We start from the raw sequence: 24,856 nt of genomic DNA, 5'->3' as shown, positions 1-24,856 counted from the left end.
GCTTGTCCCGGTGCGTGTTAGCGTGTTACTTGGCTTGCGAGGCGCGTTCAAACGCTTCGATAATCGGCTGCAAACGCTCGCGCTTGAGCTTCAGGGCCGCCTGGTTGACCACCAGGCGCGACGAGATTTCCATGATGTGTTCGACTTCCACCAGGTTGTTCGCGCGCAGGGTGCTGCCGGTGCTGACCAGGTCGACGATGGCGTCGGACAGGCCAACCAGCGGCGCCAGTTCCATCGAGCCATACAGCTTGATCAGGTCGACGTGCACGCCCTTGGCGGCAAAGTGCTCGCGCGCCGTGTGCACGAACTTGGTGGCCACGCGCAGGCGCGCGCCCTGGTGCACGGCTTTTTCATAGTCGAAGCCGGCTTGCACCGCCACCGACATGCGGCAGGCGGCGATATTCAAGTCGATCGGCTGGTACAGGCCTTCGCCGCCATGTTCCAGCAGCACGTCCTTGCCAGCCACGCCGAAGTCGGCTGCGCCATACTGCACATAGGTCGGCACGTCGCTGGCGCGCACGATAATCACGCGCACGTTCGGGTCATTGGTTGGCAGAATCAGCTTGCGCGAGGTTTCCGGGTTTTCCAGCACGCGGATGCCGGCCGCTTCCAGCAGCGGCATGGTGTCGTCGAAAATACGGCCCTTTGACAGCGCCAGGATCAGCTGCGAGTCCTTGTTCAAACCATTCATGTTCTTGCCTTTTACTTGATGCGCACGATGTTCGCGCCGACCGCGGACAGCTTCACTTCCATGCGGTCGTAGCCGCGGTCGAGGTGATAGATGCGGTCGATCAGGGTTTCGCCGTCGGCGGCCAGGGCGGCGATCACCAGCGAGGCCGAAGCGCGCAGGTCGGTCGCCATCACGGGCGCGCCACGCAGCTGCTTGACGCCGGCGATAATGGCCGTATTGCCCTCAATCGTAATATCGGCGCCCAGGCGGTTCATCTCCTGCACGTGCATGAAGCGGTTTTCAAAAATGGTTTCGGTCACGCGGCTGGCGCCGTTGGCCAGCGTATTGACGGCCATGAACTGCGCCTGCATGTCGGTCGGGAAACCCGGGTATTCGGTGGTGCGGAAACTGACCGGACTCGGACGTGCCGACATTTCGGCGCGGATCCAGTCGGCGCCAAAGGTCATCGTCAGGCCCATCGCACGCAGTTTGTCGAGCGCTGCGTCAAGGATGTCGGTGCGCACATTGCGCAGGGTGATATCGCCGCCGGTGGCCGCCACCGCGCACAAAAAGGTGCCCGTTTCGATACGGTCGGGTATCACCGCGTGGGCCGCGCCATGCAGCTCGGCCACGCCCTGTATCACCAGGCGGCTGGTGCCGATGCCGTCGATCTTCGCACCCATCGCCACCAGCAGGTTGGCCAGGTCGGTCACTTCAGGCTCGCAGGCGGCGTTTTCCAGCACGGTCTCGCCCTGCGCCAGGGTGGCTGCCATCAGCAGGTTTTCGGTGCCGGTGACGGTGATCATGTCGGTGACGATGCGCGCACCCTTGAGCTTGGCACACTTGGCGTAGATATAGCCCGCTTCGATGCGGATCTCGGCGCCCAGCGCCTCTAAACCCTTGATATGCTGATCGACCGGACGCGAACCGATGGCGCAGCCGCCCGGCAGCGACACTTTCGCTTCGCCGAAGCGTGCCAGCAGAGGGCCCAGCACCAGGATCGAAGCGCGCATGGTTTTCACCAGGTCATACGGTGCTTCCAGGGTCGTGATGGCGCTGCCATTGAGCACCACGCGGTCGCCGTCCTGCTGCACTTTCAAGCCAGTCTGGCCCAGCAATTTGAGCATGGTGGCGACATCGTGCAGGTGCGGCACGTTCGACAGTTCCAGGTCGCCGGCGGTCAGGAGACCCGCACACAGGATGGGCAGGGCGGCGTTCTTGGCGCCGGAGATGGCGATGTCGCCGTTCAGGCGGTTGCCGCCGTTGATCAGGAGCTTGTCCATTGCTTATCCTTGGTATTCTTCAGGTGTCAGGGTTTTCATCGACAGCGCGTGGATTTCCTCGCGCATGCGGTCGCCGAGCGCCGCGTAGACGATCTGGTGGCGTTGAATCAAACGCTTGCCGGCAAATTGCGGCGAGACGATGACGGCCTGGAAGTGCTGGCCGTCGCCCTCCACTTCGAGGTGGGTGCATTCGAGGCCGGCCTGCAGGTAGCCGTGGATCAGTTCTGGCGTGGTGGTCACGATAAGTCCTTGGAGATTTGAATTGGGTCGTAGATAGTATTAATGCGTATTAATGACGCAGGCGGTAACCGCTTTTCAGCAGGCGGATCGAGGCGAACGCCAGGATCACCAGGAAACCGGCGACGATGGACACGCTCAGCCACGGATTGACGTCGGAAGTACCGAAGAAGCCATAGCGGAAGCCATCGATCATGTAGAAGAAGGGGTTCAGATGCGACACCGTCTGCCACAGCGGTGGCAGCGAGTGGATCGAATAGAATACGCCCGACAAGAACGTGGCCGGCACGATCAAAAAGTTCTGGAAGGCGGCCAGCTGGTCGAATTTCTCGGCCCAGATGCCGGCGATCAGGCCCATGGTGCCCAGCAGGGCAGCGCCCAGAAAGGCAAACACGATGATCCACAACGGCGCCACGAACGACAGGTCGGCAAACCAGCAGGTGATGACGAACACGCCCAGGCCCACCGCCAGGCCGCGCGCCACCGAAGCGAGTACATACGCCGAAAAGATTTCCCAGTGCGACAAGGGGGTCAGCAGCACGAACACCAGGTTGCCGGTAATCTTCGACTGGATCAGCGAGGACGAGGAGTTGGCGAACGCGTTTTGCAGCACGCTCATCATCACCAGGCCGGGAATCAGGAAGGCGGTGTAGCTGACGCCGGGACTCGGTTCGACGCGGCCATCGAGCACATGGCCGAACACCAGCAGGTACAGCATCGAGGTCAGCACGGGGGCGGCCACGGTTTGCGTCGCCACTTTCCAGAAGCGCAAGGTCTCTTTATAGACGAGGGTGCGAAAGCCTGACGACATCATACGGTACCTTTATCCATGATCTGCAAGAAGATATCTTCCAGGTCAGCTTGTTGCAATTGCATTTCATCGATCACGGCGCCCGACTCGCGCAGGCGGGCCAGGATCTGTTCGACTTCGCTGTAGTCGTTCACGCGCAGGCTGAACTTGTTCGGCGCCTGCGGCTCTTCGGGGTGCAGCACCAGGTGGCGCAAATCGGCCGGCAGGCTGCCGTGCTGCAGGTGCACTTGCAGCTGCGAGCCGGCGATGCGGCGGATCAGCGCCGACATGGTGTCGAGCGCCACCACCTTGCCGCTTTTCAGCATGGCCACGCGCTGGCACATGGCTTGCGCCTCTTCCAGGTAGTGGGTGGTCAGCACCACCGTGTGGCCGCCTTCGCGGTTCAGGCGCGAGATAAATTTCCATAAAGTCTGGCGCAGTTCCACGTCGACGCCGGCGGTCGGCTCGTCGAGCACGATCACCGGCGGCTTGTGCACCAGCGCCTGGGCCACCAGCACGCGGCGCTTCATGCCGCCCGACAGCGCACGCATATTGGTGTCCGCCTTGCTGGTCAGGTCGAGGTTTTCCATCACCTCGTCGATCCACTTGTCGTTGTTGGGCAGGCCGAAATAGCCGGACTGCAGGCGCAAGGTCTCGCGCACCGTGAAGAAGGGATCGAACACCAGTTCCTGCGGCACCACGCCAACGCTGCGGCGCGCATTGCGGAAGTCCTTGACCACGTCGTGGCCCTGAATGGTGACGCTGCCTGCGTCCGGCCGTATCAGGCCGGCGATAATGGAAATGAGGGTGGTCTTGCCGGCGCCGTTGGGACCGAGCAGGCCGAAAAATTCGCCCTCCTTGATCTCCAGCGAGACGCCGCCCAGCGCCTTGAGCGATTTATAGCTCTTTTCGACATTCGTGATTTGAATTGCGGTCATGTGCTTGTGTTCTGATGTGATGCGCCGCTTGCCGGAGTAAAGCCAGGCCGACAGGCCGGTGCCGGGCGCCGTCTTCTTTTGAAGGTGGCGCAACAGTCAATTATAGTTGGAAAATTCGTGGAACACTTGGAGATCAGTCCGGCGGCGCGCTGGCACGGCCGGCTTGATAACTACTGCTGATGCGGGGAGCGGGACAGGATCAATGATGATGCAGGTCGGACGGGCTGCGCGCGGCGTGGGCGCCGGCAGTGCCACAGTCCTCGGCCGACAGCGTGCTCGACACGAGCGCGCACACGCCATACAGCTTGGTCAGGTTTTTCAGGTTGGTCGGCAGGTTGTTCAGCTCCAGCACGGCGCCTGCTTCCTGCGCCGCGCGCTGCCACGTCAGCATCACCGAGACGGCCGCCGAATCGACGGCTTTCACGTTGCGCAAGTCAAACCTGGTCTGGCCCGAGCGGATTGCCGCCATGCCCTGCTCCAACGCCAGGGTGGCGTTGTGCACGGTCAGTGACGTCAGGGACTGCAAGGTATCTAGAGGGTCTGGCATGGCGTGGCTGCGCTGGAGCTGGATCGGAGCTATATGATAGCCGATTATTTGGTTTTGGCGACAGGACGCGAGGCCAGGGCCTTGTTTTTATCGGCCAGGGTCTTGATCAGTCCGTCGATGCCACCCTTGCTGATTTCACTGTTGAAGCTGCTTTTGTAGGTTTCCACCAGCCAGGCACCCATCACATTGATGTCATAGATCTTCCAGCCGGTAGGCGACTTGGCCACGCGGTAGTTCAGCAATACCGGTTCGCCACGGGCCACGTTCACCTGCGAGCGCACTTCCACATCGGTGTCATCCGGGCTGGCGCGCAGCGGCTTGAAGTCCACGGTTTCATTTTTGATTTGCGACAGCGCACCGGCGTAGGTGTACACCAGCAGGGTGCGGAACTCGGCCGACAGACGCTGCTGCTGGTCCGGCGTAGCGGTGCGCCAGTGACGGCCGGCGGCCAGCGAGGTCATGCGCTGGAAGTCCACGTACGGCAGGATCTTGGTTTCCACCAGCTGGTTGACGCGATTGATATCGCCAGCCTGGATGCCCTTGTCGGCCTTGGCCGTGTCGATCACTTCCTGGCTGATGCGCTTGACCAGCGCATCCGGCGCTTCAGCGGCAGGCGCGGCGGCCTGGGTGGCAGTGGCAAAAGCGATGGTGGCCATCGCGAGCAGTTGTTTCAGCAATTTCATGGTTCTACCTTTCAGGTGATCGTGCCATGCGCAGGCCGGTATTCACTGTGGAACACCGCCTGTAGCGCAGGGTAAATGACAATGCGTAACGCTAGTCTACTATTGCGTCGTGGTCCCGGTGGCAACAGTATTGCTACCAGATGTTACCGCGTCAGCGGCGGCCGGCGCCGCATTCATGTTGTCTTGCTCATTGATGGCGCTGCTGTCGTTCTTTGGCGCCGGTTCGTCACTGCGACTGTTACCGCCGTCGGAAACCTTGCTTTCACGCGCCTGCAGGTAGCCGTCGCGCACGAACTGGTAACGGTCGAGCGCCGCCGCTTCCATCAGGTTGGTGGCGTCGAGGTAGGAAGCGCGCTTGTCGATCACGCGCGTGACGGTGCCGATATTGCGCACATTGGTCGGATCCTTGTAACGCCATGGATCGCCCACCACGTCGAGCGGCAGGGCGACGGTGTCGCGCATGGTCGACGGACCCATCAGCGGCAGCACCACGTAAGGACCCGAACTGACGCCATACCATCCCAGGGTCTGGCCAAAGTCTTCATTGTGCTTCGGCACGCCCGCCTGCGAGGCGATGTCGATCAGGCCGAGGATACCGAACGTCGAATTCATGGAGACGCGCACGATGTCCTGCAAGCCCGCCTCGCCCTTGCCTTGCAGCAAGTTGTTGGCGGCGCTCCAGACATCGGACAAGTTGCCGAAGAAATTGCTCACGCCGGTCTGCACGAACGATGGCAGCACGTTCTTGTAAGCAGTCGCCACCGGTTTCAAGGCCACTTCATCGACCTTGTCGTTGAATTTGAACATGGCACGGTTGTAACCCTCCAGCGGGTCGCGCGGGTTGCCGCTGCTGGCGCAAGCGCTGAGGGTGGCGGCAATTGCCATGACCAGGGCGATACGGCCCGCATTTGTTACAGTATTCATGTTTGACTCGCTCATTTGCTGTCCTTGCCGTCTGCTGCCTTGCTGTAGATGAACTGATTGATCAGGTCTTCCAGCACCGTGGCCGATTGAGTGCGGGCAATCTTGTCGCCCTCTGCCAGGTTTGCTTCGTCACCGCCCGCTTCCAGGCCGATATATTGCTCACCCAACAGACCAGCCGTCAAAATCTTGGCCGAGCTATCTTTCGGAAATTTATAACCTTCTTCGATGTCCAGCTTCACCAGTGCCTGATACGTCTTGTCGTCAAACACGATTTCCGACACCCGGCCGACCACCACGCCTGCGCCCTTGACGGGTGCTTGCGGTTTCAGGCCGCCGATATTGTCGAACTTTGCCGTAATAGTATACGTATCGGTGAAAGACAGCGAACTCATGTTGCCAGCCTTAAATGCCAGAAACATCACTGCCGCCACGCCCAGCAAGACGAACAAGCCTACCCAGACATCCAGAGATTTACGTTGCATAAACAATCCTAAATAATTTTTTACTTGCCGCCCCCTGCGCAGGAGGCTGATTTTCTTGCTCTTACGAACTTACTTGCTGAACATCACAGCTGTCATCATGAAATCCAGCCACCACACCATCAGCGACGAGATGACCACCGTGCGCGTGGTAGCACCGGACACATCTTCCGGTGTCGGCTCTGCCTGGTAACCCTGGAACAGGGCGATAAACGTCACGGCAATGCCAAATACCATGCTTTTGATATACGTGCCGTTGACGATATCTTTCCAGACATCGACACCGGCCTGCATTTGCGACCAGAACGAACCTTCGTCAACGCCGATCAGCACCACCCCCACCAGATAACTGCCAATAATGCCGACCGCCGTGAAAATACCACCGAGGATCGGCATGGCGATCACGCCGGCCCACAAACGCGGTGCCAGCACGCGCTGGATCGGGTTCACGGCCATCATTTCCATCGCCGACAATTGCTCGCCAGCCTTCATCAGGCCGATTTCAGCCGTCAGCGAAGTGCCGGCGCGGCCGGCAAACAGCAGGGCGGTCACGACCGGCCCCAGTTCACGCATCAGCGACAGCGCCACCAGCTGGCCCAGCGACTGCGTCGCGCCATAAGTGGTCAGTGTGTAATAACCTTGCAGCCCCAGCACCATGCCGACAAACAGGCCGGAGACGGTGGTGATCACCAGCGAGCGGCTGCCGACAAAAAACAATTGCTCGACCACCAGGCGCGGCCGGCGAAACAGGCCGCCCGAAGCGGCAATAATGATAAAGAAGGACCTGACGGCAAAGCCGAGGTCCTGGATAGAATGACGCAACCATGCTCCGATAGCCGCCAGGAAGCGCACAATCATCGGCTGACCTCCGCGTGCAGACCCAGGTCATCGGCCAGCGTCTTGCCGGGATAGTGAAACGGCACCGGCCCATCGGCTTCCGCATTGACGAACTGCTTCACGTACGGGTGGCTCGAGACGGCCATCTCGGCCGGCGTGCCGTGCGCCACGATTTTGCCCGACGACAGAAAATAAACATAATCAGCGATGGCGAAACACTCCTTCACATCGTGCGATACCAGGATGGACGTTGAACCGAGCGCATCGTTCAGGTTGCGGATCAGATTGGCGGTCACGCCCATGGAAATCGGGTCGAGGCCAGCAAACGGTTCGTCGTACATGATTAATTCAGGGTCGAGGGCGATCGCCCGCGCCAGCGCCACGCGCCGGCCCATGCCACCCGAAATTTCAGCAGGTTTGAGTTGCGCCGCATTGCGCAGGCCGACCGCGTGCAACTTCATCAGCACCAGGGTACGGATCAGCTCTTCGTTCAGGTCGGTATGCTCTCGCAACGGGAAAGCAACGTTCTCGAACGCCGTCAAGTCGGTAAACAAGGCACCGTGCTGGAACAGCATGCCCATCTTGCGGCGCATCAAATACAGATTCTCGGTATCAAGTTCATGCACGACCTGGCCGTGGACGGTGACAGCGCCGGAACTGGGGCGCAACTGGCCGCCGATCAGGCGCAGTACGGTTGTCTTGCCACTGCCGGAGCCACCCATGACGGCCACAACTTTTCCACGTGGGAAATCCATTTGAAGGCCCGATAAAATCGAACGTTCTCCATAGGCAAAGTGTAAATCACGGATTTCAACAAGATTTGGCACGACGAAACTCACTATTTTAATGGCGTATTGTAGTGCAGAAAGACCAATCTCTGCTGAGGCGCCCCTCGCCACCACCTTGGCAAGGGGAAGAATACAACACTAATGAATCGAAAGTCAGATATTTTAGTGTAAAAACCGTGTAAAGACCGGCGCCCTTCGCGGTTAGTTGATCCCAAGAAAAAACAACAAGGGCCACAACGCTGTGCGCGCCGTGGCCCTGGCTTTCAAAGCGAGCAAGTGCTCGCTTATTTTCTTAACGTGGCAGCAACGATGCGCCCATCAGGAACTCGTCGACGGCGCGCGCGCACTGGCGTCCTTCACGGATCGCCCACACCACCAGCGACTGGCCGCGGCGCATGTCGCCGGCGGCAAAGATCTTTGGCACCGAGGTGTAGTAGCTGCGTTCGCCTTCCGTGGTGGCCTTGGCATTGCCGCGCGCATCGGTGTCGACGCCGAATGCTTCAAGTACCTGCTGCACCGGCGACACAAAGCCCATTGCCAAAAATACCAGGTCGGCCTTCATCTCGAATTCCGAGTTCGGCACTTCGCTCATCTTGCCGTCTTTCCACTCGACCCGGCAGGCGATCAGCTTTTCAACCTTGCCGCCCTTGCCTTCGAAGCGCTTGGTGGCCACCGCCCAGTCGCGTTCGCAACCTTCCTCGTGCGAAGACGAGGTGCGCAGCTTGGTCGGCCAGTAAGGCCAGACCAGCGGCTTGTTTTCCTGTTCCGGCGGCATCGGCATCAGTTCGAACTGGGCCACCGAGGCGGCGCCCTGGCGGTTCGAGGTGCCGACGCAGTCCGAGCCCGTGTCGCCGCCGCCGATCACCACCACGTGCTTGCCGGCGGCCTTGATCTGGTCCTTGATCTTGTCGCCGGCGTTGACCTTGTTTTGCAGCGGCAGGAAATCCATGGCGAAATGCACGCCCTTCAGTTCGCGGCCCGGCACCGGCAAGTCGCGCGGCTGCTCGGCGCCGCCGGCCATGATGACGGCGTCGAATTCTTTTTCCAGGTCTTCCGGGAAAATCGTTTCCTTGGCCCAGTTATTCACATGGGCAGGGAAATCCTTGCCCACCAGCACGCTGGGGCGGAATACCACGCCTTCGGCTTCCATCTGTTTCACGCGCAGGTCGATATGCGACTTTTCCATCTTGAAGTCAGGAATGCCGTAGCGCATCAGGCCGCCGATGCGGTCGCTCTTTTCAAACACGGTGACGGCATGGCCGGCCCGCGCCAGTTGCTGCGCCGCCGCCAGGCCGGCGGGGCCGGAGCCGACGATGGCCACTTTCTTGCCGGTACTGAAAGAGGCCGGCTGCGGCGTGACCCAGCCATGTTCCCAGCCCATGTCGATGATTTTATGTTCGATCGACTTGATGCCGACCGGATCTTCATGGATGCCCAGGGTGCAGGCGGCTTCGCACGGTGCCGGGCAGATGCGGCCCGTAAATTCCGGGAAATTATTGGTCGAATGCAAGACGTCCAGTGCTTCGCGGTAGGCGCCGCGGTACACCAGGTCGTTCCAGTCCGGGATGATGTTATTGACCGGGCAGCCCGAGTTGCAGAAAGGGATGCCGCAGTCCATGCAGCGCGCGCCCTGCACGGTCGCCTGCGCGTCCGACAGGTGCAGCACGAATTCCTTGTAGTTCTTCAGACGCGCGGCAGGCTCCAGATAGTGTTCGTCCTGGCGCTTGAATTCCATGAAGCCGGTGATTTTACCCACGATGATTCCTTTATATTTGGCTGGCGGGGAGCGGCCTGGCCGCTCCCTGGTCACATTATTGTCAGCTGGCTCAGGCGGCGACGGCTTGCACTTCCTGTGCGGCGTCGGCGGCCATTTCAATCAGCGCGCGCTTGTATTCGTTCGGGAAGACCTTGACGAATTTGCCGCGTGCCACTGCCCAGTCGTCGAGCAGGACGCGGGCGCGGGTGCTGCCCGTGTGCTTGAAGTGACGCTCGATCAGGCGCTTGAGGATCACTTCATCGGCTTCCGGCGTGCCATTGCGGTGCTGGGCATGCCACGCATCACGCTGGGCTTGCTGCTCGCTGGCCGTAAGCACCTTGTCGAGGCTGACCATGGCCGTGTTGCACTTGCTGGCAAAGTCACCGGCCGGGTCGTACACGTAGGCAACACCGCCCGACATGCCGGCCGCAAAGTTACGGCCCGTCGCGCCCAGCACCACCACCGTGCCGCCGGTCATGTATTCGCAGCCATGGTCGCCCAGGCCCTCGACCACCGCAGTGGCGCCCGAGTTGCGCACGGCAAAGCGTTCGCCCGCCACGCCATTGAAGAAGGCTTCGCCGGCAACCGCGCCGTACAGCACCGTGTTGCCGATAATGATGTTATCCACCGCCCAGCCGCGGAACTCGGTATTGGGCCGCACGATAATGCGCCCGCCCGACAGGCCCTTGCCGACGTAGTCGTTGCCTTCGCCGACCAGGTCGATCGTGATGCCGTGCGCCAGGAAGGCGCAGGCCGACTGGCCCGCAGTGCCTTGCAGCTGGATGTGGATAGTGTCATCCGGCAAGCCGGCATGGCCGTATTTCTTCGCCACCTCACCGGACAGCATGGTGCCGACCGTGCGATTGACGTTGCGCACCGGCGAAATGAACGACACTCTTTCGCCCTTTTCCAGCGCCGCACGGGCTTGCGCGATCAGCTTGTGATCGAGCGCTTTGTCCAGCCCGTGGTCCTGGTTTTCCACGTGGCGGCAGGCCTGGTCGCCCGTCGTTTCCGGTTTGTGGAAGATGGCCGAGAAGTCCAGGCCCTGCGCCTTCCAGTGCGTGATCGCCTTCGATTTGTCGAGCAGGTCGACGCGGCCGATCAGTTCATCGTAGGTACGGATGCCCAGCTGCGCCATCAATTGACGCGCTTCTTCGGCCACGAAGAAGAAGTAATTGACGACATATTCCGGCTTGCCCGAGAACTTGGCGCGCAGCACAGGATCTTGCGTGGCCACGCCCACCGGGCAGGTGTTCAGATGGCATTTGCGCATCATGATGCAGCCTTCGACCACCAGCGGCGCGGTGGCAAAACCGATTTCGTCGGCGCCCAGCAAGGCGGCGATCACCACGTCTCGGCCGGTACGCATCTGGCCATCGGCCTGCACGCGGATGCGGCTGCGCAAGCCATTCAATACCAGCGTCTGCTGCGTTTCCGCCAGGCCCAGCTCCCACGGCGTGCCGGCGTGTTTCACCGACGACAATGGCGAAGCGCCGGTGCCGCCGTCATGGCCGGCCACCACCACGTGATCGGCCTTGGCCTTGGTCACGCCGGCGGCCACCGTGCCGATACCAACTTCCGACACCAGCTTGACCGAGATAGAGGCGCGCGGATTGGCGTTTTTCAAATCGTGGATCAACTGCGCCAGGTCTTCGATCGAATAGATATCGTGGTGCGGCGGCGGCGAGATCAGGCCCACACCCGGCACCGAGAAACGCAGGGTAGCGATATATTCCGACACTTTATGGCCGGGCAACTGACCGCCTTCGCCAGGTTTCGCGCCTTGCGCCATCTTGATCTGGATCTGGTCGGCCGAGTTCAGGTAGGCCGCCGTGACGCCGAAGCGGCCAGACGCGACCTGCTTGATGCGCGAACGCAGCGAATCGCCTTCCTGCAGGGCAATGTCGACCACCATCTGCTCTTTGCCCATGATCGAGGCCATGGTTTCGCCCTGCTTGATCTTGATACCCTTCAGTTCCATCGCATAGCGCGACGGATCTTCGCCGCCTTCGCCGGTGTTCGACTTGCCGCCGATACGGTTCATGGCGACCGCCAGGGTGGCGTGCGCTTCGGTGCTGATCGAGCCCATCGACATGGCGCCGGTGGCGAAACGCTTGACGATTTCCTTGGCCGGCTCCACTTCATCGAGCGGGATCGCCTTGGTCGGGTCGAGCTTGAATTCGAACAGGCCGCGCAGGGTCAGGTGGCGACGGCTCTGGTCGTTGATGATCTGGGCGTACTCTTTATAGCTGGAGAAATTGTTGCTGCGCGTGGAATGCTGCAGCTTGGCAATTGCGTCCGGCGTCCACAGATGGTCTTCGCCACGCACGCGGAAGGCGTATTCGCCGCCGGCGTCGAGCTTGTCGGCCAGCAGCGGGTCATTGCCGAAGGCCAGGTTATGCAGGCGCAGCGCTTCTTCCGCCACTTCAAACACGCCGATGCCTTCCACGTTCGAGGCCGTGCCCTTGAAGTACTTGTCGACCAGGGACTTGTTCAGGCCGATCGCTTCGAATATCTGCGCGCCGCAGTACGACATATAGGTCGAAATACCCATCTTCGACATGACTTTCATCAAGCCCTTGCCGACCGCCTTGGTGTAGTTGTAGATCGCCTTGTCGCCAGACAGGTCGCCCGGCAAGCCTTGCGCCAGGTCGACCAGGGTTTCCATCGCCAGATAAGGGTGGACCGCTTCCGCGCCATACCCTGCCAGCAAGGCGAAGTGATGGGTTTCACGGGCCGAACCGGTTTCCACCACCAGGCCGGCCGAAGCGCGCAGGCCCTTGCTGACCAGGTGCTGGTGCACGGTCGAGGTGGCCAACAGTGCCGGAATGGCGACCTGCTCGGCACAGATGGCGCGGTCCGAGATAATCAGGATGTTATGGCCCGACTTGACGGCGTCGACCGCTTCGGCGCACAGCGAGGCCAGGCAAGCTTCGACGCCTTCCTTGCCCCAGGCCAGCGGGTAGCAGATATCGAGTTCATAGGACTTGAACTTGCCGCCGGTGTGCGCGCTGATATTGCGCAGGCGCGCCATGTCGTCAAAGCCCAGTACCGGCTGCGACACTTCCAGGCGCATTGGCGGATTGACGTTGTTGGTGTCGAGCAAGTTTGGTTTCGGGCCGATAAACGACACCAGCGACATCACCATCGCTTCACGGATCGGATCGATCGGCGGGTTGGTCACTTGCGCGAACAACTGCTTGAAGTAGCTGTACAGCGGCTTGAGTTTGTTCGACATGACGGCCAGCGGCGAGTCATTGCCCATCGAACCGGTGGCTTCCTCGCCGGCGGCGGCCATCGGCGCCAGCAGGAATTTCAGGTCTTCCTGGGTGTAGCCGAACGCCTGCTGGCGGTCGAGCAGCGAAGGCTGGGCTTTTTCGCCTTGCGCGCGGTCCTGCTTCGCCTGGCCCTCGGCCATCTTGATTTCGTTGAGCTTGATGCGCACCGAGTTGATCCACGCCTTGTACGGCTTGGCGTTGGCGTAGGTATTTTTCAGTTCCTGGTCGTCGATGATGCGGCCCGCTTCCAGGTCGATCAGGAACATTTTGCCAGGCTGCAAGCGCCATTTCTGGATGATCTTCGATTCCGGGATCGGCAGCACGCCCGATTCCGAGGCCATCACCACCAGGTCGTCGTCGGTGACGATGTAGCGTGCCGGACGCAAGCCATTGCGGTCCAGGGTGCCACCGATATGGCGGCCATCGGTAAACGCCATCGCGGCCGGGCCGTCCCACGGTTCCATCATGGCCGCATGGTATTCATAGAAGGCGCGGCGGTTGTCGTCCATCGTGGTGTGGTTTTCCCACGCTTCGGGGATCATCATCATCATCGCCTGGGCGATCGGATAGCCGGCCATCAGCAGCAGTTCGAGCGCATTGTCGAAGCAGGCCGTGTCGGACTGTCCTTCATAGATCAAGGGGAACAGCTTTTGCAGATCGTCGCCCAGCACGGCCGACTTCATCACGCCTTCGCGCGCGCGCATCCAGTTGAAGTTGCCCTTGACGGTGTTGATCTCGCCGTTGTGGGCGATCAAACGGTAGGGGTGGGCCAGCGGCCATTCCGGGAAGGTGTTGGTCGAGAAACGCTGGTGCACCAGCGCCAGCGCCGAGATGCAGCGCGCGTCCTGCAGGTCTTTATAGTAGACACCGACCTGGTCGGCCAGCAGCAGGCCCTTGTAGACGATGGTGCGCGCCGACATCGACGGCACGAAGAATTCCTTGCCATGCAGCAGCTTCAAGGCCTGGATCGCGTGGCCCGACGATTTGCGGATCACATACAACTTGCGCTCGAGCGCGTCGGTCACCATGATGTCCGGGCCACGGCCGATAAAGATCTGGCGGATCACCGGCTCCTTGGCGCGCACGGTCGGCGACATCGGCATGTCGGTATCGACCGGTACATTGCGCCAGCCGAGCACGACCTGGCCTTCGATGCGCACGGCGCGCTCGATTTCCTGTTCGCAGGCGATGCGCGACGCATGTTCCTTCGGCAAGAACACCATGCCCACGCCATATTCGCCAGGCGGCGGCAACTCCACGCCCTGCTTGGCCATCTCTTCGCGGTAATACTGGTCAGGAATCTGGATCAGGATGCCGGCGCCATCGCCCATCAGCGCATCGGCGCCGACGGCGCCCCGGTGATCGAGGTTTTTCAGTATCAGCAAACCCTGTTCGACGATCGAATGGGTTCTGTTGCCCTTGATATGGGCGACGAAGCCGACGCCACAGGCATCGTGTTCATTGGCTGGGTCGTACAGGCCTTGCGCTTTCATGGGCTCTCCGCTGCAGAAATCTATCGAAAGCTCAGGGTAGTGCAATGCAGCAGAAAACTCAACTACAACAATCAGGGTCAGAGTCGAATTAAATTCAATTTTGTCGCTGTGAAAATTTAATAGGGACATAGTCATTGTTTTATCAATGAAAATGCGTCTTGTTTCCTCTTTCCTTTATTGGCTGGTCTCGACCGCAATCTTGCGCGGCCGGCCACGTTTCGCGGGCAGCACCTGGCGTTTCATTTTGACTTCCAGGGCCTGCTTGAAGGCGTCCGAGCCGAGCGGCCAGCCCTTCAATACGGCCGCTTCCAGGGCCTTGACCTGGCTGCTGCCCAGGCCCTGCTCGACCAGGCGCAGATAGGCCGCCTCGCGCTCGAATGGCGTATTGCCCAGCGCCCAGTACAGCGCATGGTCGGTAACGATGGGGTCGCTCTGCAGGCCCGCATGGTGGGCATGGCTGGACCAGGGGTAGTCACGCGGCTGGGCCGCCAGGCCCGCCTGCACCGGCACCATTTCCAGATAGTGACAGGAAAGCAGGAAAAAATGCTCGGCATCGATGACCGAGGTTTTGTAGCGTCCCTGCCACAGAGCACCCTCACGCCCATACTTCTGGTTAAAGTAGGGTACGTAATAGCGCCCCAGCCACTGCATCAGCTGGCCCAGGCCGGTCGCATCACCGGGCGTGGCCAATAAATGCAACTGGTCAGGCAATAACACATAGGCGTGGATCGCGACCTTGAACATTTTGGCGCCGGTTTTCAGCCACGCAAGGAACTGCGTATAGTCAACGCTGTCCTGGAACACCGGCTGGCGGTTGCTGCTGCGCTGGATAACGTAATGGGGCAGGTGGGGAATGATCAAACGGGGCAAGCGGGCCATGGCAGAGTCGTCAGGATAAAGGCTAATACCTTGATTCTACACATGTTGTTTACCGCAACATGACTCTGGCCCTGATTTTTTTTCACAAATCAAAAAAAGGAAGTGACTACGTCCCTTTTTATTGATGGCCCGGCTTCAGGACAGATTGAAACTGGCCGACAGGCTGTAGCCTTCGCCATAGGCGCTGCGTAGTGGCAGATCCTGGCCCAGGCCGGTCTTGGCTTTCTTGCGCAAGCGATATACCAGCATGTCGACGCGGCGGCCCGCATCGGGATCTTCGCCGCCCATGCCGGCCACGATCACATCACGCGGCACCGGGCGGGTATTGATGGTCAGGAGGTGCAGGAAATTGAATTCCTTTTCCGTCAGTGCGATCACCGAACCCATCAATTCCAGCTGGCGCGCGCTCACTCTGAGGGTCCACTTGCCAGGTTCCGGCGCGGCTGCTTCCTGCGGACCGACGCGGCGGTCCAGCGCCTCGATATGGGCGGCCAGTTCGGGGAACTTGATCGGCTTGGTCAAATAGTGGTCGGCACCGAGGCGCAAACCCCGGATGCGGCTGTCGAACGCCACCCGGCCTGTCAGCACCAGCACGCCGATCTGCGGATACAGCTGGCGCATGCGCGGAATGACATTGAAGCCGTCCTCATCCGGCAAACCCAGGTCAAGCACCACCACATCGACATTGCCGTGGCTGAGCGCTGCCCACATATCGCCGGCCGAGCTGGTGACATGCACTTCATGTTCGAGCTCAACGAGAAACTCCGCCATGTCTTCTGCGTAATCCAGATTGTCTTCGACGATCAGTATTTTCGTCATTGCTACGCCATTCTTCTGTTAATAAGCATTTCGTGAGGCAAACTTGCCATGCGCTTCTTGCAGCATCATGGACGGCAGGGCGGGCTTACGTCAAGGAATTATCACGGTTGGCTTCAGCACAGGCAAGATTTTTCCCGGTGGCCGGCAGCGGCAGCCAAATCCGGAAAGCGGCGCCGCCCTCCTCGCGGTTATTCAGCTGCAAACTGCCGCCATGCACCTCGACCACGGCGCGCGCCATATACAGGCCCAAGCCGGCGCCCGGGTGGCCGGCCGCATGCATGCCACGGTAGCCCTTGTCGAACACCTGCGCCATCTCGGATTCCGGCACGCCGGGGCCGCGGTCTTGCACCACGAACTCCACCCCGCCCTGTGGCGCCAGCCGGCCTTCAAGCATGATCGGGCTGCCGGCCGGGCTGAATTTGACGGCGTTTTCCAGCAGGATTTTCAGCGCCAGGGCCATGCCTGCCACGTCGCAGCGCAAGCGGGCCGGCAAGTCTTCATCGAGCTGCAGTTGTACCGGATGGCTGGCTGGCACGGTGGCAGCTGCCTGCTGCAGCAACATCGAAGGAGCGACGCCATCGGCGGCCCGCTCGCGACCGATGGCCGCCATGCGCTCGGGCGACAGATAATCGTCGATCATGGCCAGCAAACGGTCGACCGCAGCCTGGATCTTGAGATAGCGCTTGCGGGTGGCCTCGTCGGCGCCGCCGCCGGTCGCCACCAGGCGCTGGGCGGCGCCATCGATGGTGGCCAGCGGCGTGCGGAACTCATGCGACAACATCGAGGCAAAGCGTTTCTGCTCGAGCGCGCGCTGGGATTCTTCCCGCTGCGCCTGCGTCACGTCGCGCACGCTGCCGACCAGGGTCCAGGCGCGGCCGGCCATGCGCTCGACGATGGTGGAAGTAATTTCCAGCGCCAGCTGGCCTTCGCCGTGCGGCAATTCCACTTCGCGCACCAGCGTCAGTCGGCTGGTGTCGCCGTCCTGCCAGCGCCGCAAGCGGGCCGGCACATCGGCCGACAACAGCGTCGCGTGTTCCTGCAAGGCGGGCAAGTCCAGGCCCGTGACACGCCGGGCGGCCGGGCTGATATAAAGTAATTCGAAGGTGGTGGCGTCGAGCAGGAATTGCGCGTCGCGGCTGTGCTCGGAGAGCAGGCGGAACTGTGTTTCGCCCTCGCGTGCGCGCAGCAGGGCGCGGCGCAGTTGCACGAAACGCAGCGCCATCAGGATGGCGCCGGCCAGCAGCAACAGGAAAACAGGCAGCATGTTTACACCCGGCATGGTATCAATACGCCAGTATAAGCGTGCTTAATCTTCCAGCGGGGCAAAGATCTGTTGCAAGTCTTCCTGGGTAAGCGCCATTTTCTGCGACTCGCCTTCGGCCAGGATCGATTGCGCCAGCTCCGATTTCTTCTGCTGCAGCAACTGGATCTTTTCTTCCAGCGTGCCCTTGGCAATCAATTTATAGACGAACACGGGCTTGTCCTGGCCGATGCGCCAGGCGCGGTCGGTGGCCTGGTTTTCGGCTGCCGGATTCCACCACGGATCGTAGTGGATGACGGTGTCGGCGGCGGTCAGGTTCAGGCCCACGCCGCCGGCCTTCAGGCTGATCAAAAAGATCGGCACGGCGCCCTGCTGGAAGGCCGCCACTTGTGCGCTGCGGTCTTTCGTTTCGCCGGTCAGCAAGGCGTACGGAATATCGCGCGCTTCCAGTTCTTCCTCGATCAGTTCCAACATGCTGGTAAATTGCGAGAAAACGAGGATCTTGCGCCCTTCGTCGAGCAAGTCTTCCACCATCTGCATCAAATCAAGCAGCTTGGCCGAACCGGCCGCCTGCTTTTTCGCAGGCAAGGACTTGACCAGGCGCGGATCGCAGCAGACCTGGCGCAGTTTCAGCAGCGCTTCGAGGATCACGATCTGGCTGCGCGCCACGCCTTTCTTGTCGATTTCCTCGCGTACCTTCTGGTCCATCGCCAGGCGCACGGTTTCGTACAGGTCGCGCTGCGGCCCCGTCAGTTCGACCTTGCGCACCATTTCCGTTTTTGGCGGCAGTTCCTTGGCGACATTGTCTTTCGTGCGGCGCAGCAGGAAGGGCTTGATGCGGCGATTGAGCAGCATGCGGCGCAACGGGTCGTCCTGGCGCTCGATAGGATGGCGGAACTGGGTGTTGAAGGTCTTCTCGTCGCCCAGCAAGCCCGGCAGCAAGAAATGGAATTGCGACCACAGTTCGCCCAGGTGATTTTCCAGCGGCGTGCCGGACAGGCACAGGCGGTGGCGCGCGCGCAGCAGGCCCGCGCTTTGCGCCGCCTTGCTGCGCGTATTCTTGATGTAGTGCGATTCGTCGAGGATCACCAGGTGGAAATCATGCTCGCGCAAGGTTTCTTCGTCGCGCGGCAACAACGCATAGGTGGTCAGCACCAGGTCGCAATCGTCGATCTGGTCGAATTGCTGGGCGCGGTCCTTGCCTTGCAGCAGCAGCACTTTCAGGCTGGGCGCAAACTTGGCTGCCTCATCCTGCCAGTTGCCCATCAGGCTGGTCGGCGCGATCACCAGTGCCGGATGCGTCAGGCGCCCCGCTTCTTTTTCAATCAGGATATGCGCCAGCGTCTGTACCGTCTTGCCGAGACCCATGTCATCGGCCAAAATCCCCGCCAGGTCATGGTCGCGCAGGAACTGCATCCACGCCAGGCCGTCGGCCTGGTAGTCGCGCAAGGTGGCCTGCAGACCCTTTGGTGCCGCCACTTTCTGCACCGAACCGAACTGGCTCAGCTTGCGGCCCATGGCGCGCAATTGCTCGCCACCGGTCCAGCGCAGTTCCAGCCCGCGCGCCAGCTCTTCCAGGCGTGCCGCGTCCAGGGTCGACATGCGTACCGCGCGCTTGATCTTGTCGTTGAAGTACAGTTCGCCCAGGGTATTCAGGATAGGCCGCACGCGGCCCCACGGCAGCGCCACGCGGGTGCCGTCAGGCAGAGTGGCCAGCATCTGGTCATCATCGGCATGCGCGTCGATGATCTTCGGATTGAAGTCGTTCGGCGCGTTGCGTATCAGTTGCACCAGCACCGGCAGCAGCGGCACGCGTTCATGGTTGACGACGATGCCCAGTTCCAGTTCAAACCAGGCGTTGCCGCTTTCCGGGTCCTGGTCATCGATGTCGGCATACCAGTCGTCGACATCCAGCACGTCATAGCGGTATTTATTGGTTTTCTCGACGATCCAGCCGGCGTCGAGCAAGGTATCGATGCCGGACTCGGCAAAGCGCAGCCATTCGGCCTGGCTTGGCAGCAGCAAGGCGCCCTTCAGGCCGCTCAAGGGGGCCGCGCCGGGCTTCTTGAATTGCAGTTCGGCCAGCAGCGCCAGCGCGCGCGCTTCGTCGACGGTGTTGCGCTGGATAATTTCCGTTACCTCGCCCACCTGGCGCACCACGCGCTGGGCCGGGTCGAACGACACCCGTTCGCCATCGTAATCGTAGGACAGCACGGCAAAGTCATGCCAGCGCTGCACGCTGCCGTCGGCCAGCATGGCGCTGTCCATCAGCAATACCGGCGTCGGTGGCACATCCTTGCGCAAGCGCTGCGGCAACGGTTGCGGCAGCGGCATCAGATGCTGCAAGCCCTGCGCCAGCAGTAGTTGCGAAACGCGCATCTTGTCGTTCGCGTTCAGTGGCGGCGCCTGCGCCACCAGCGCCTGCAGGTCGGCCAGGGAAATGTCGGAGCCGCCCTGGTTCAGTTCCAGCACGCCGCAAGACAGATTGTCGATATACCACGGCGGATCGGTCGGCAGCATGTAGTCGATCTGGTCGGCGCCATGGTGGCTGACGCCCTCCGGCGGATCGACCTGCCAGCCCAGTCGCATGGTCTTGCCTTCGTCGCGCCAGAACAGCCGCGCCTGGCGTACCGGGCCTTCTTTCAATGGATACACCAGGCCATTGCCGACATCGGCCCAGGAATTGGCCCACAACAGTTTGTCCTGCTCGGCCAGCATGGACAGCAGGGCCGCGCCGACTTTCCCCTTCGGTTCGGTGGCACTGCCCGTCTGCGAATTTTGCCCCGTGCGCATGGCAACAAAGAAACGTACCAGGTCTTCGTCCGCCGGCGTCAGGAACGTGGGCGGCGCCGACAGCAGCGAAAAAATCTCGCTGATCGGGCTGGCCGCAGCCACATCGCCATTCGGCCGCAGCCGCGCCTTGTACAGGCACAGCGCCACATGGCGCCCGCCGCTGGTGGGCGCCAGCACATAGATCAGGCGGTGCGCATTGAGCTTGGGATCGGGTTCGGCCAGCGGCAGCACCGGCTTGGGATGGGCGGCGGCCTCCACGCGCTGCAGCCAGGTGGCGACGGCGTACGGCAAGGGCCCGCCCGGCGCGCTGGCCGGTGCGGCAGGGGTGTCACTGATATCGTCGCGGGTAAAATCCATGGTACGCATGATGGTTGGAGTGTGTATCAAAATCGGCAACAGGCAATATTATCCTTCATACGCGGCCGAATAGCTTATTCAATATCAGTTCCACCGTGCACACTGTCCAAAGACTGACACAATCGCGCCGATTGCGTATCATTCCAGCCTTGATCGCTTTGGAAACAACCATGCTGCCCACCATCGAACAACGTCTTGCCCTTGAACTTGCCGCCAAACCGGTGCAAGTTGCCGCCGCCATCGAACTGCTCGACGAAGGCGCCACCGTGCCTTTTATCGCCCGCTATCGCAAGGAAGCGACTGGCGGCCTGGACGATATCCAGCTGCGCCTGCTCGAAGAGCGCCTGCGCTACCTGCGCGAACTCGAAGAGCGGCGCGCCGCCATCGTGGCCTCGATCACGGAACAGAACAAAATGACGCCGGCGCTGCTGGACGCCGTCATGCACGCGGAAGACAAGACCCGCCTGGAAGACTTGTATCTGCCGTATAAACAAAAGCGCCGCACCAAGGCCCAGATCGCCATTGAAGCGGGCTTGAGCCCGCTGGCCGACGGCTTGCTGGACAATCCGGAACTGACGCCGGAAATGGAAGCGGGCAAGTTCCTGCGCGACGCGTTTACCAGTGCCGATGGCAATAACCCTGGCGTGCCCGACACCAAGGCGGCGCTTGATGGCGCGCGCCAGATCCTGATGGAGCGCTTTGCCGAAGACGCCAACCTGCTGCAAAGCCTGCGCGAATACGTGCAGGAGCACGGCGTGGTCGAGTCGAAAGTGGTGGCAGGCAAGCAGGATGAAGGCGAAAAATTTGCCGATTATTTCGATTACTCGGAAACTATTAGTACCGTACCATCGCACCGCGCGCTGGCCCTGCTGCGCGGGCGCCGCGAAGGCATCCTCGACGTCACCTTGCGCCTTGATACGGAAGCGGAAAAACCGAAATGGGATGCGCCGCACAACCCGTGCGAAGGCCGTATCGCCGCCCGCTTTGGCATCAAGAACCAGGGCCGTCCGGCCGACAAATGGCTGTCCGACACGGCGCGCTGGACCTGGCGCGTCAAAAGCTTCATGCACCTGGAAACCGAACTGATGGGCGCGCTGCGCGAACGCTCGGAGCAGGACGCCATCAATGTGTTTGCCACCAATCTGAAAGCGCTGCTGCTGGCCGCGCCGGCCGGCCAGCGCGCCACCATGGGCCTGGACCCGGGCCTGCGCACGGGCGTGAAAGTGGCCGTGGTCGACGCCACCGGCAAAGTCGTCGACACGGCCGTGATCTACCCGCACCAGCCAAAGAACGACTGGGATGGTTCCCTGCACACCCTGGGCCGGCTGGCCGCCAAGCACAACGTATCCTTGATCTCGATCGGCAACGGTACCGCCTCGCGCGAAACCGACAAGCTGGCGCAGGACCTGATCAAGCAGCACCCGGAAGCGAAGATGACGAAAATCGTCGTCTCGGAAGCGGGCGCGTCGGTGTACTCGGCGTCCGAGTTCGCATCGAAAGAATTGCCGGACATGGATGTGTCGCTGCGCGGCGCCGTCTCGATCGCGCGCCGCTTGCAGGACCCGCTGGCCGAACTGGTGAAAATCGATCCGAAATCGATCGGCGTGGGCCAGTACCAGCACGACGTGAGCCAGAGCCAGTTGGCCCGCTCGCTCGACGCGGTAGTGGAGGACTGCGTCAATGCGGTCGGTGTCGACGTCAACACGGCGTCCGCGCCACTGCTGGCGCGCGTGTCGGGCCTGTCGGCCAGTGTGGCGCAAAGCATCGTCAGCTATCGCGACATGAAGGGCGCGTTCACCTCGCGCGCGGCACTGAAAGGCGTGCCGCGCCTGGGCGACAAGACGTTTGAACAGGCGGCCGGCTTCCTGCGCGTGATGGGTGGCGACAATCCGCTCGACGCCTCGGCGGTCCATCCGGAATCGTACCCGCTGGTGGAAAAGATTTTGGCCGACATCAAGAAAGACATCAAGGCCGTGATCGGCGAAACGTCGTTGCTGAAAACATTGAACCCGGCCAGGTATGCCGATGAAACTTTCGGCGTGCCGACCATTTCCGACATCCTGAAAGAGCTGGAAAAGCCGGGCCGCGATCCGCGTCCCGAATTTACCACCGCCACGTTCAAGGAAGGCGTGGAAGAAATCCGCGACCTGCGCCCGGACATGATACTGGAAGGCGTGGTCACCAACGTGGCGGCATTTGGCGCCTTTGTCGATATCGGCGTGCACCAGGATGGCCTGGTACATATCTCGGCATTGTCCAATACCTTCGTCAAAGATCCGCACACGGTGGTGAAAGCCGGCCAGGTAGTGCGCGTAAAAGTGCTGGAAGTCGATGAAAAGCGCAAGCGCATCGCGCTGACCATGCGATTGACGGACAGCGCACCACAGGCCGGCAGCAAGCCCGAGCAAAAAGGCGACCGCAACGACCGCCGCAGCATGGCCCAGCACCAGTCGCAAACACGCAACGCCCCCGAGCCGGCCGGCAGCATGGCGGCCGCGTTTGCCAAGCTGCGCGGTTAAGTCGTGCCAGACATCATCATCGCGACAGCCAGCGCCAGCAGTACCGAAGCGCTGCTGTTGCAGGATGAATTGTCAAGCGTGCTGCAGAGGCTCACTGGTGACAGTGGCCATGCTTCGTTTGCCAGCGACGCGCCGGACCAGCGCAGCAGATTTTATCTGGCCAAAAACAGTGCCGGCCAGCTGCTCGGCTGCGCCGCCCTGCGTCCGCTGGGCGAACCGTACAGTACAACGGCCGAACTCAAGCGCATGTATTCCCGCCCCGGCAGCGCGGGCGTGGGCGCAGCCTTGCTGGCGCATGCCGAAGCAGAAGCGCTGCGCCTGGGCTACCGCGCCGTGCACTTGTCCACGCGCGTGATCAACACCCGCGCCGTGGCCTTTTACAGCAAGCATGGCTACACCCGCGTCACGCCCTGGGGCAAATACGTGGGCGCGGCCCAGTCCATCTGCCTGGGCAAGGCGCTGCAGCGTGACTGAGTTCCTCAATTAATGACCTGAGCGCATACCCGTGGCGTCGTTTTCTTATAAAATGACGCCATCTATTTATTTACCCAATCAGAGGCCACCATGAGCGACGTACAAACCTGGATCAAAGAAACCGTGACGAGCACGCCGGTCGTGCTGTTCATGAAAGGCACGGCCCAATTTCCACAGTGCGGCTTTTCCGGCCGCGCCATCCAGATCCTGAAAGCCTGCGGCGTGGAAAACATCGCCACCGTCAATGTGCTGGACGATCCGGAAGTTCGCCAGGGCATCAAGGACTATTCGAACTGGCCAACCATTCCACAACTGTATGTCAAGGGCGAGTTTATCGGCGGCTCCGACATCATGAATGAAATGTTTGAATCGGGCGAACTGAAGTCCCTGCTCGATGCCTGATGTAGCGCAGCGGCCGCGCCGCATCGTCGTTGCCATCACGGGCGCTACCGGCGCCGTGTACGGTTTGCGGCTGCTGCAGCTATTGGGCGCCATCCCCGGCATCGAAACCCACCTGGTGTTGTCGGACGCGGCGGTATTGACGCTGCACCAGGAAACCGGCCTGGGCCGCAAGGATATCGAAGCGCTGGCGCACGTGGTGCACAAGCAACGCGATATCGGCGCATCGATTGCCAGCGGTTCCTTCCAGTCGGATGGGATGGTGATTGCGCCCTGCTCGATGAAGACGCTGGCGGCCGTGGCGCATGGCCTGTCGGATAATCTGATCACGCGCGCGGCCGATGTGGTGCTCAAGGAGCGCCGGCGCTTGATTTTGATGGTGCGCGAAACGCCATTCAACCTGGCGCACCTGCGCAATATGACAGCTGTCACCGAAATGGGCGGCATCATTTTCCCGCCCCTGCCCAGCTTTTATAATTTGCCGAACAGCATCGCCGAGATGGTCGACCACACGGTCGCAAGAGTCATCGACCTGCTCGGTATCGAACACAGCCTTGCGCCACGCTGGAACGGGCTCAAGAATAGCGACAGCGCTACCGCATAAAGCAGTCAGCGCTTTTCGAACTGTACGGCACTGGCGCGTTTCAAATCC

The 24,856-nt window shown here is 61.2% G+C and carries 21 protein-coding genes; 4 read left to right on the top strand and 17 right to left on the bottom strand.

Annotated features, from left to right (window positions below; genetic code table 11):
- Nucleotides 1-25: 25 nt before the first annotated feature.
- From hisG to ACQ4WM_RS19905, 17 genes are all read right to left on the bottom strand, one after another.
- Nucleotides 26-691 carry an ATP phosphoribosyltransferase gene (gene hisG, locus ACQ4WM_RS19985; protein ID WP_426075622.1) on the bottom strand — a complete coding sequence of 222 codons (666 nt, stop codon included), beginning with the start codon at nucleotides 689-691 and terminating at the stop codon, nucleotides 26-28.
- A gap of 11 nt (nucleotides 692-702) precedes the next feature.
- The gene (gene murA / locus ACQ4WM_RS19980) at nucleotides 703-1,953 is read right to left on the bottom strand and encodes a UDP-N-acetylglucosamine 1-carboxyvinyltransferase (protein WP_436548408.1); all 1,251 of its coding nucleotides are present in this window, start codon (nucleotides 1,951-1,953) and stop codon (nucleotides 703-705) included.
- A gap of 3 nt (nucleotides 1,954-1,956) precedes the next feature.
- Entirely contained in the window at nucleotides 1,957-2,193 is a 237-nt protein-coding gene (locus ACQ4WM_RS19975) for a BolA family protein (RefSeq protein ID WP_436548407.1), read from the bottom strand.
- Nucleotides 2,194-2,242: 49 nt separating this feature from the next.
- Complete coding sequence (locus ACQ4WM_RS19970; protein ID WP_436548406.1) at nucleotides 2,243-3,004, bottom strand: ABC transporter permease; 762 nt, start codon at nucleotides 3,002-3,004, stop codon at nucleotides 2,243-2,245.
- Nucleotides 3,001-3,918, bottom strand: coding sequence for an ABC transporter ATP-binding protein (locus ACQ4WM_RS19965; RefSeq protein WP_436548405.1), 918 nt, complete (start codon nucleotides 3,916-3,918; stop codon nucleotides 3,001-3,003). The genes ACQ4WM_RS19970 and ACQ4WM_RS19965 overlap by 4 nt, the downstream gene beginning before the upstream one ends.
- A gap of 199 nt (nucleotides 3,919-4,117) precedes the next feature.
- Nucleotides 4,118-4,465: an STAS domain-containing protein gene (locus ACQ4WM_RS19960; protein WP_436548404.1), complete on the bottom strand. Its 348-nt coding sequence runs from the start codon at nucleotides 4,463-4,465 to the stop codon at nucleotides 4,118-4,120.
- A gap of 44 nt (nucleotides 4,466-4,509) precedes the next feature.
- On the bottom strand, nucleotides 4,510-5,148 hold the full coding sequence (locus ACQ4WM_RS19955; protein WP_436548403.1) for an MlaC/ttg2D family ABC transporter substrate-binding protein: 639 nt from the start codon (nucleotides 5,146-5,148) through the stop codon (nucleotides 4,510-4,512).
- 99 nt (nucleotides 5,149-5,247) lie between these two features.
- Complete coding sequence (locus tag ACQ4WM_RS19950; RefSeq protein ID WP_436548402.1) at nucleotides 5,248-6,072, bottom strand: MlaA family lipoprotein; 825 nt, start codon at nucleotides 6,070-6,072, stop codon at nucleotides 5,248-5,250.
- An 11-nt stretch (nucleotides 6,073-6,083) separates the two neighbouring features.
- Complete coding sequence (mlaD, locus tag ACQ4WM_RS19945; protein ID WP_308925834.1) at nucleotides 6,084-6,554, bottom strand: outer membrane lipid asymmetry maintenance protein MlaD; 471 nt, start codon at nucleotides 6,552-6,554, stop codon at nucleotides 6,084-6,086.
- Nucleotides 6,555-6,623: 69 nt separating this feature from the next.
- On the bottom strand, nucleotides 6,624-7,409 hold the full coding sequence (gene mlaE / locus ACQ4WM_RS19940) for a lipid asymmetry maintenance ABC transporter permease subunit MlaE (protein ID WP_436548401.1): 786 nt from the start codon (nucleotides 7,407-7,409) through the stop codon (nucleotides 6,624-6,626).
- On the bottom strand, nucleotides 7,406-8,215 hold the full coding sequence (locus ACQ4WM_RS19935; RefSeq protein ID WP_436548400.1) for an ABC transporter ATP-binding protein: 810 nt from the start codon (nucleotides 8,213-8,215) through the stop codon (nucleotides 7,406-7,408). The genes mlaE and ACQ4WM_RS19935 overlap by 4 nt, the downstream gene beginning before the upstream one ends.
- Before the next feature lie 253 nt (nucleotides 8,216-8,468).
- Nucleotides 8,469-9,932 (bottom strand): glutamate synthase subunit beta, encoded by a 1,464-nt coding sequence (locus ACQ4WM_RS19930; RefSeq protein WP_436548399.1) that lies wholly within the window; start codon nucleotides 9,930-9,932, stop codon nucleotides 8,469-8,471.
- 70 nt (nucleotides 9,933-10,002) lie between these two features.
- The gene (locus tag ACQ4WM_RS19925) at nucleotides 10,003-14,703 is read right to left on the bottom strand and encodes a glutamate synthase-related protein (RefSeq protein ID WP_436548398.1); all 4,701 of its coding nucleotides are present in this window, start codon (nucleotides 14,701-14,703) and stop codon (nucleotides 10,003-10,005) included.
- Nucleotides 14,704-14,877: 174 nt separating this feature from the next.
- Nucleotides 14,878-15,582: a transposase gene (locus ACQ4WM_RS19920; protein ID WP_436548397.1), complete on the bottom strand. Its 705-nt coding sequence runs from the start codon at nucleotides 15,580-15,582 to the stop codon at nucleotides 14,878-14,880.
- A gap of 135 nt (nucleotides 15,583-15,717) precedes the next feature.
- The gene (locus ACQ4WM_RS19915) at nucleotides 15,718-16,401 is read right to left on the bottom strand and encodes a response regulator transcription factor (RefSeq protein WP_436548396.1); all 684 of its coding nucleotides are present in this window, start codon (nucleotides 16,399-16,401) and stop codon (nucleotides 15,718-15,720) included.
- 85 nt (nucleotides 16,402-16,486) lie between these two features.
- The gene (locus ACQ4WM_RS19910) at nucleotides 16,487-17,665 is read right to left on the bottom strand and encodes a PAS domain-containing sensor histidine kinase (RefSeq protein WP_436548395.1); all 1,179 of its coding nucleotides are present in this window, start codon (nucleotides 17,663-17,665) and stop codon (nucleotides 16,487-16,489) included.
- 42 nt (nucleotides 17,666-17,707) lie between these two features.
- Nucleotides 17,708-20,812 (bottom strand): DEAD/DEAH box helicase, encoded by a 3,105-nt coding sequence (locus tag ACQ4WM_RS19905; protein WP_436548394.1) that lies wholly within the window; start codon nucleotides 20,810-20,812, stop codon nucleotides 17,708-17,710.
- Between the two features lie 170 nt (nucleotides 20,813-20,982).
- Between ACQ4WM_RS19905 and ACQ4WM_RS19900 the strand changes: the two genes are divergently transcribed.
- From ACQ4WM_RS19900 to ACQ4WM_RS19885, 4 genes are all read left to right on the top strand, one after another.
- Nucleotides 20,983-23,331, top strand: a complete 2,349-nt coding sequence (locus ACQ4WM_RS19900; RefSeq protein WP_436548393.1) for a Tex family protein — start codon at nucleotides 20,983-20,985, stop codon at nucleotides 23,329-23,331.
- Nucleotides 23,332-23,334: 3 nt separating this feature from the next.
- Entirely contained in the window at nucleotides 23,335-23,805 is a 471-nt protein-coding gene (locus ACQ4WM_RS19895) for a GNAT family N-acetyltransferase (RefSeq protein WP_436548392.1), read from the top strand.
- 90 nt (nucleotides 23,806-23,895) lie between these two features.
- Nucleotides 23,896-24,207 (top strand): Grx4 family monothiol glutaredoxin, encoded by a 312-nt coding sequence (gene grxD / locus ACQ4WM_RS19890; RefSeq protein WP_010402157.1) that lies wholly within the window; start codon nucleotides 23,896-23,898, stop codon nucleotides 24,205-24,207.
- Entirely contained in the window at nucleotides 24,200-24,808 is a 609-nt protein-coding gene (locus tag ACQ4WM_RS19885; protein ID WP_436548391.1) for a UbiX family flavin prenyltransferase, read from the top strand. Before grxD ends, ACQ4WM_RS19885 begins: the two co-directional genes overlap by 8 nt.
- Nucleotides 24,809-24,856: the final 48 nt, after the last annotated feature.

Source organism: Janthinobacterium longum (genome assembly GCF_051380735.1).
Classification (GTDB): Bacteria; Pseudomonadota; Gammaproteobacteria; order Burkholderiales; family Burkholderiaceae_D; genus Janthinobacterium.
The sequence above is the reverse complement of the archived record's forward strand: the minus strand, read 5'-3'. Positions and strand labels throughout refer to the sequence as shown.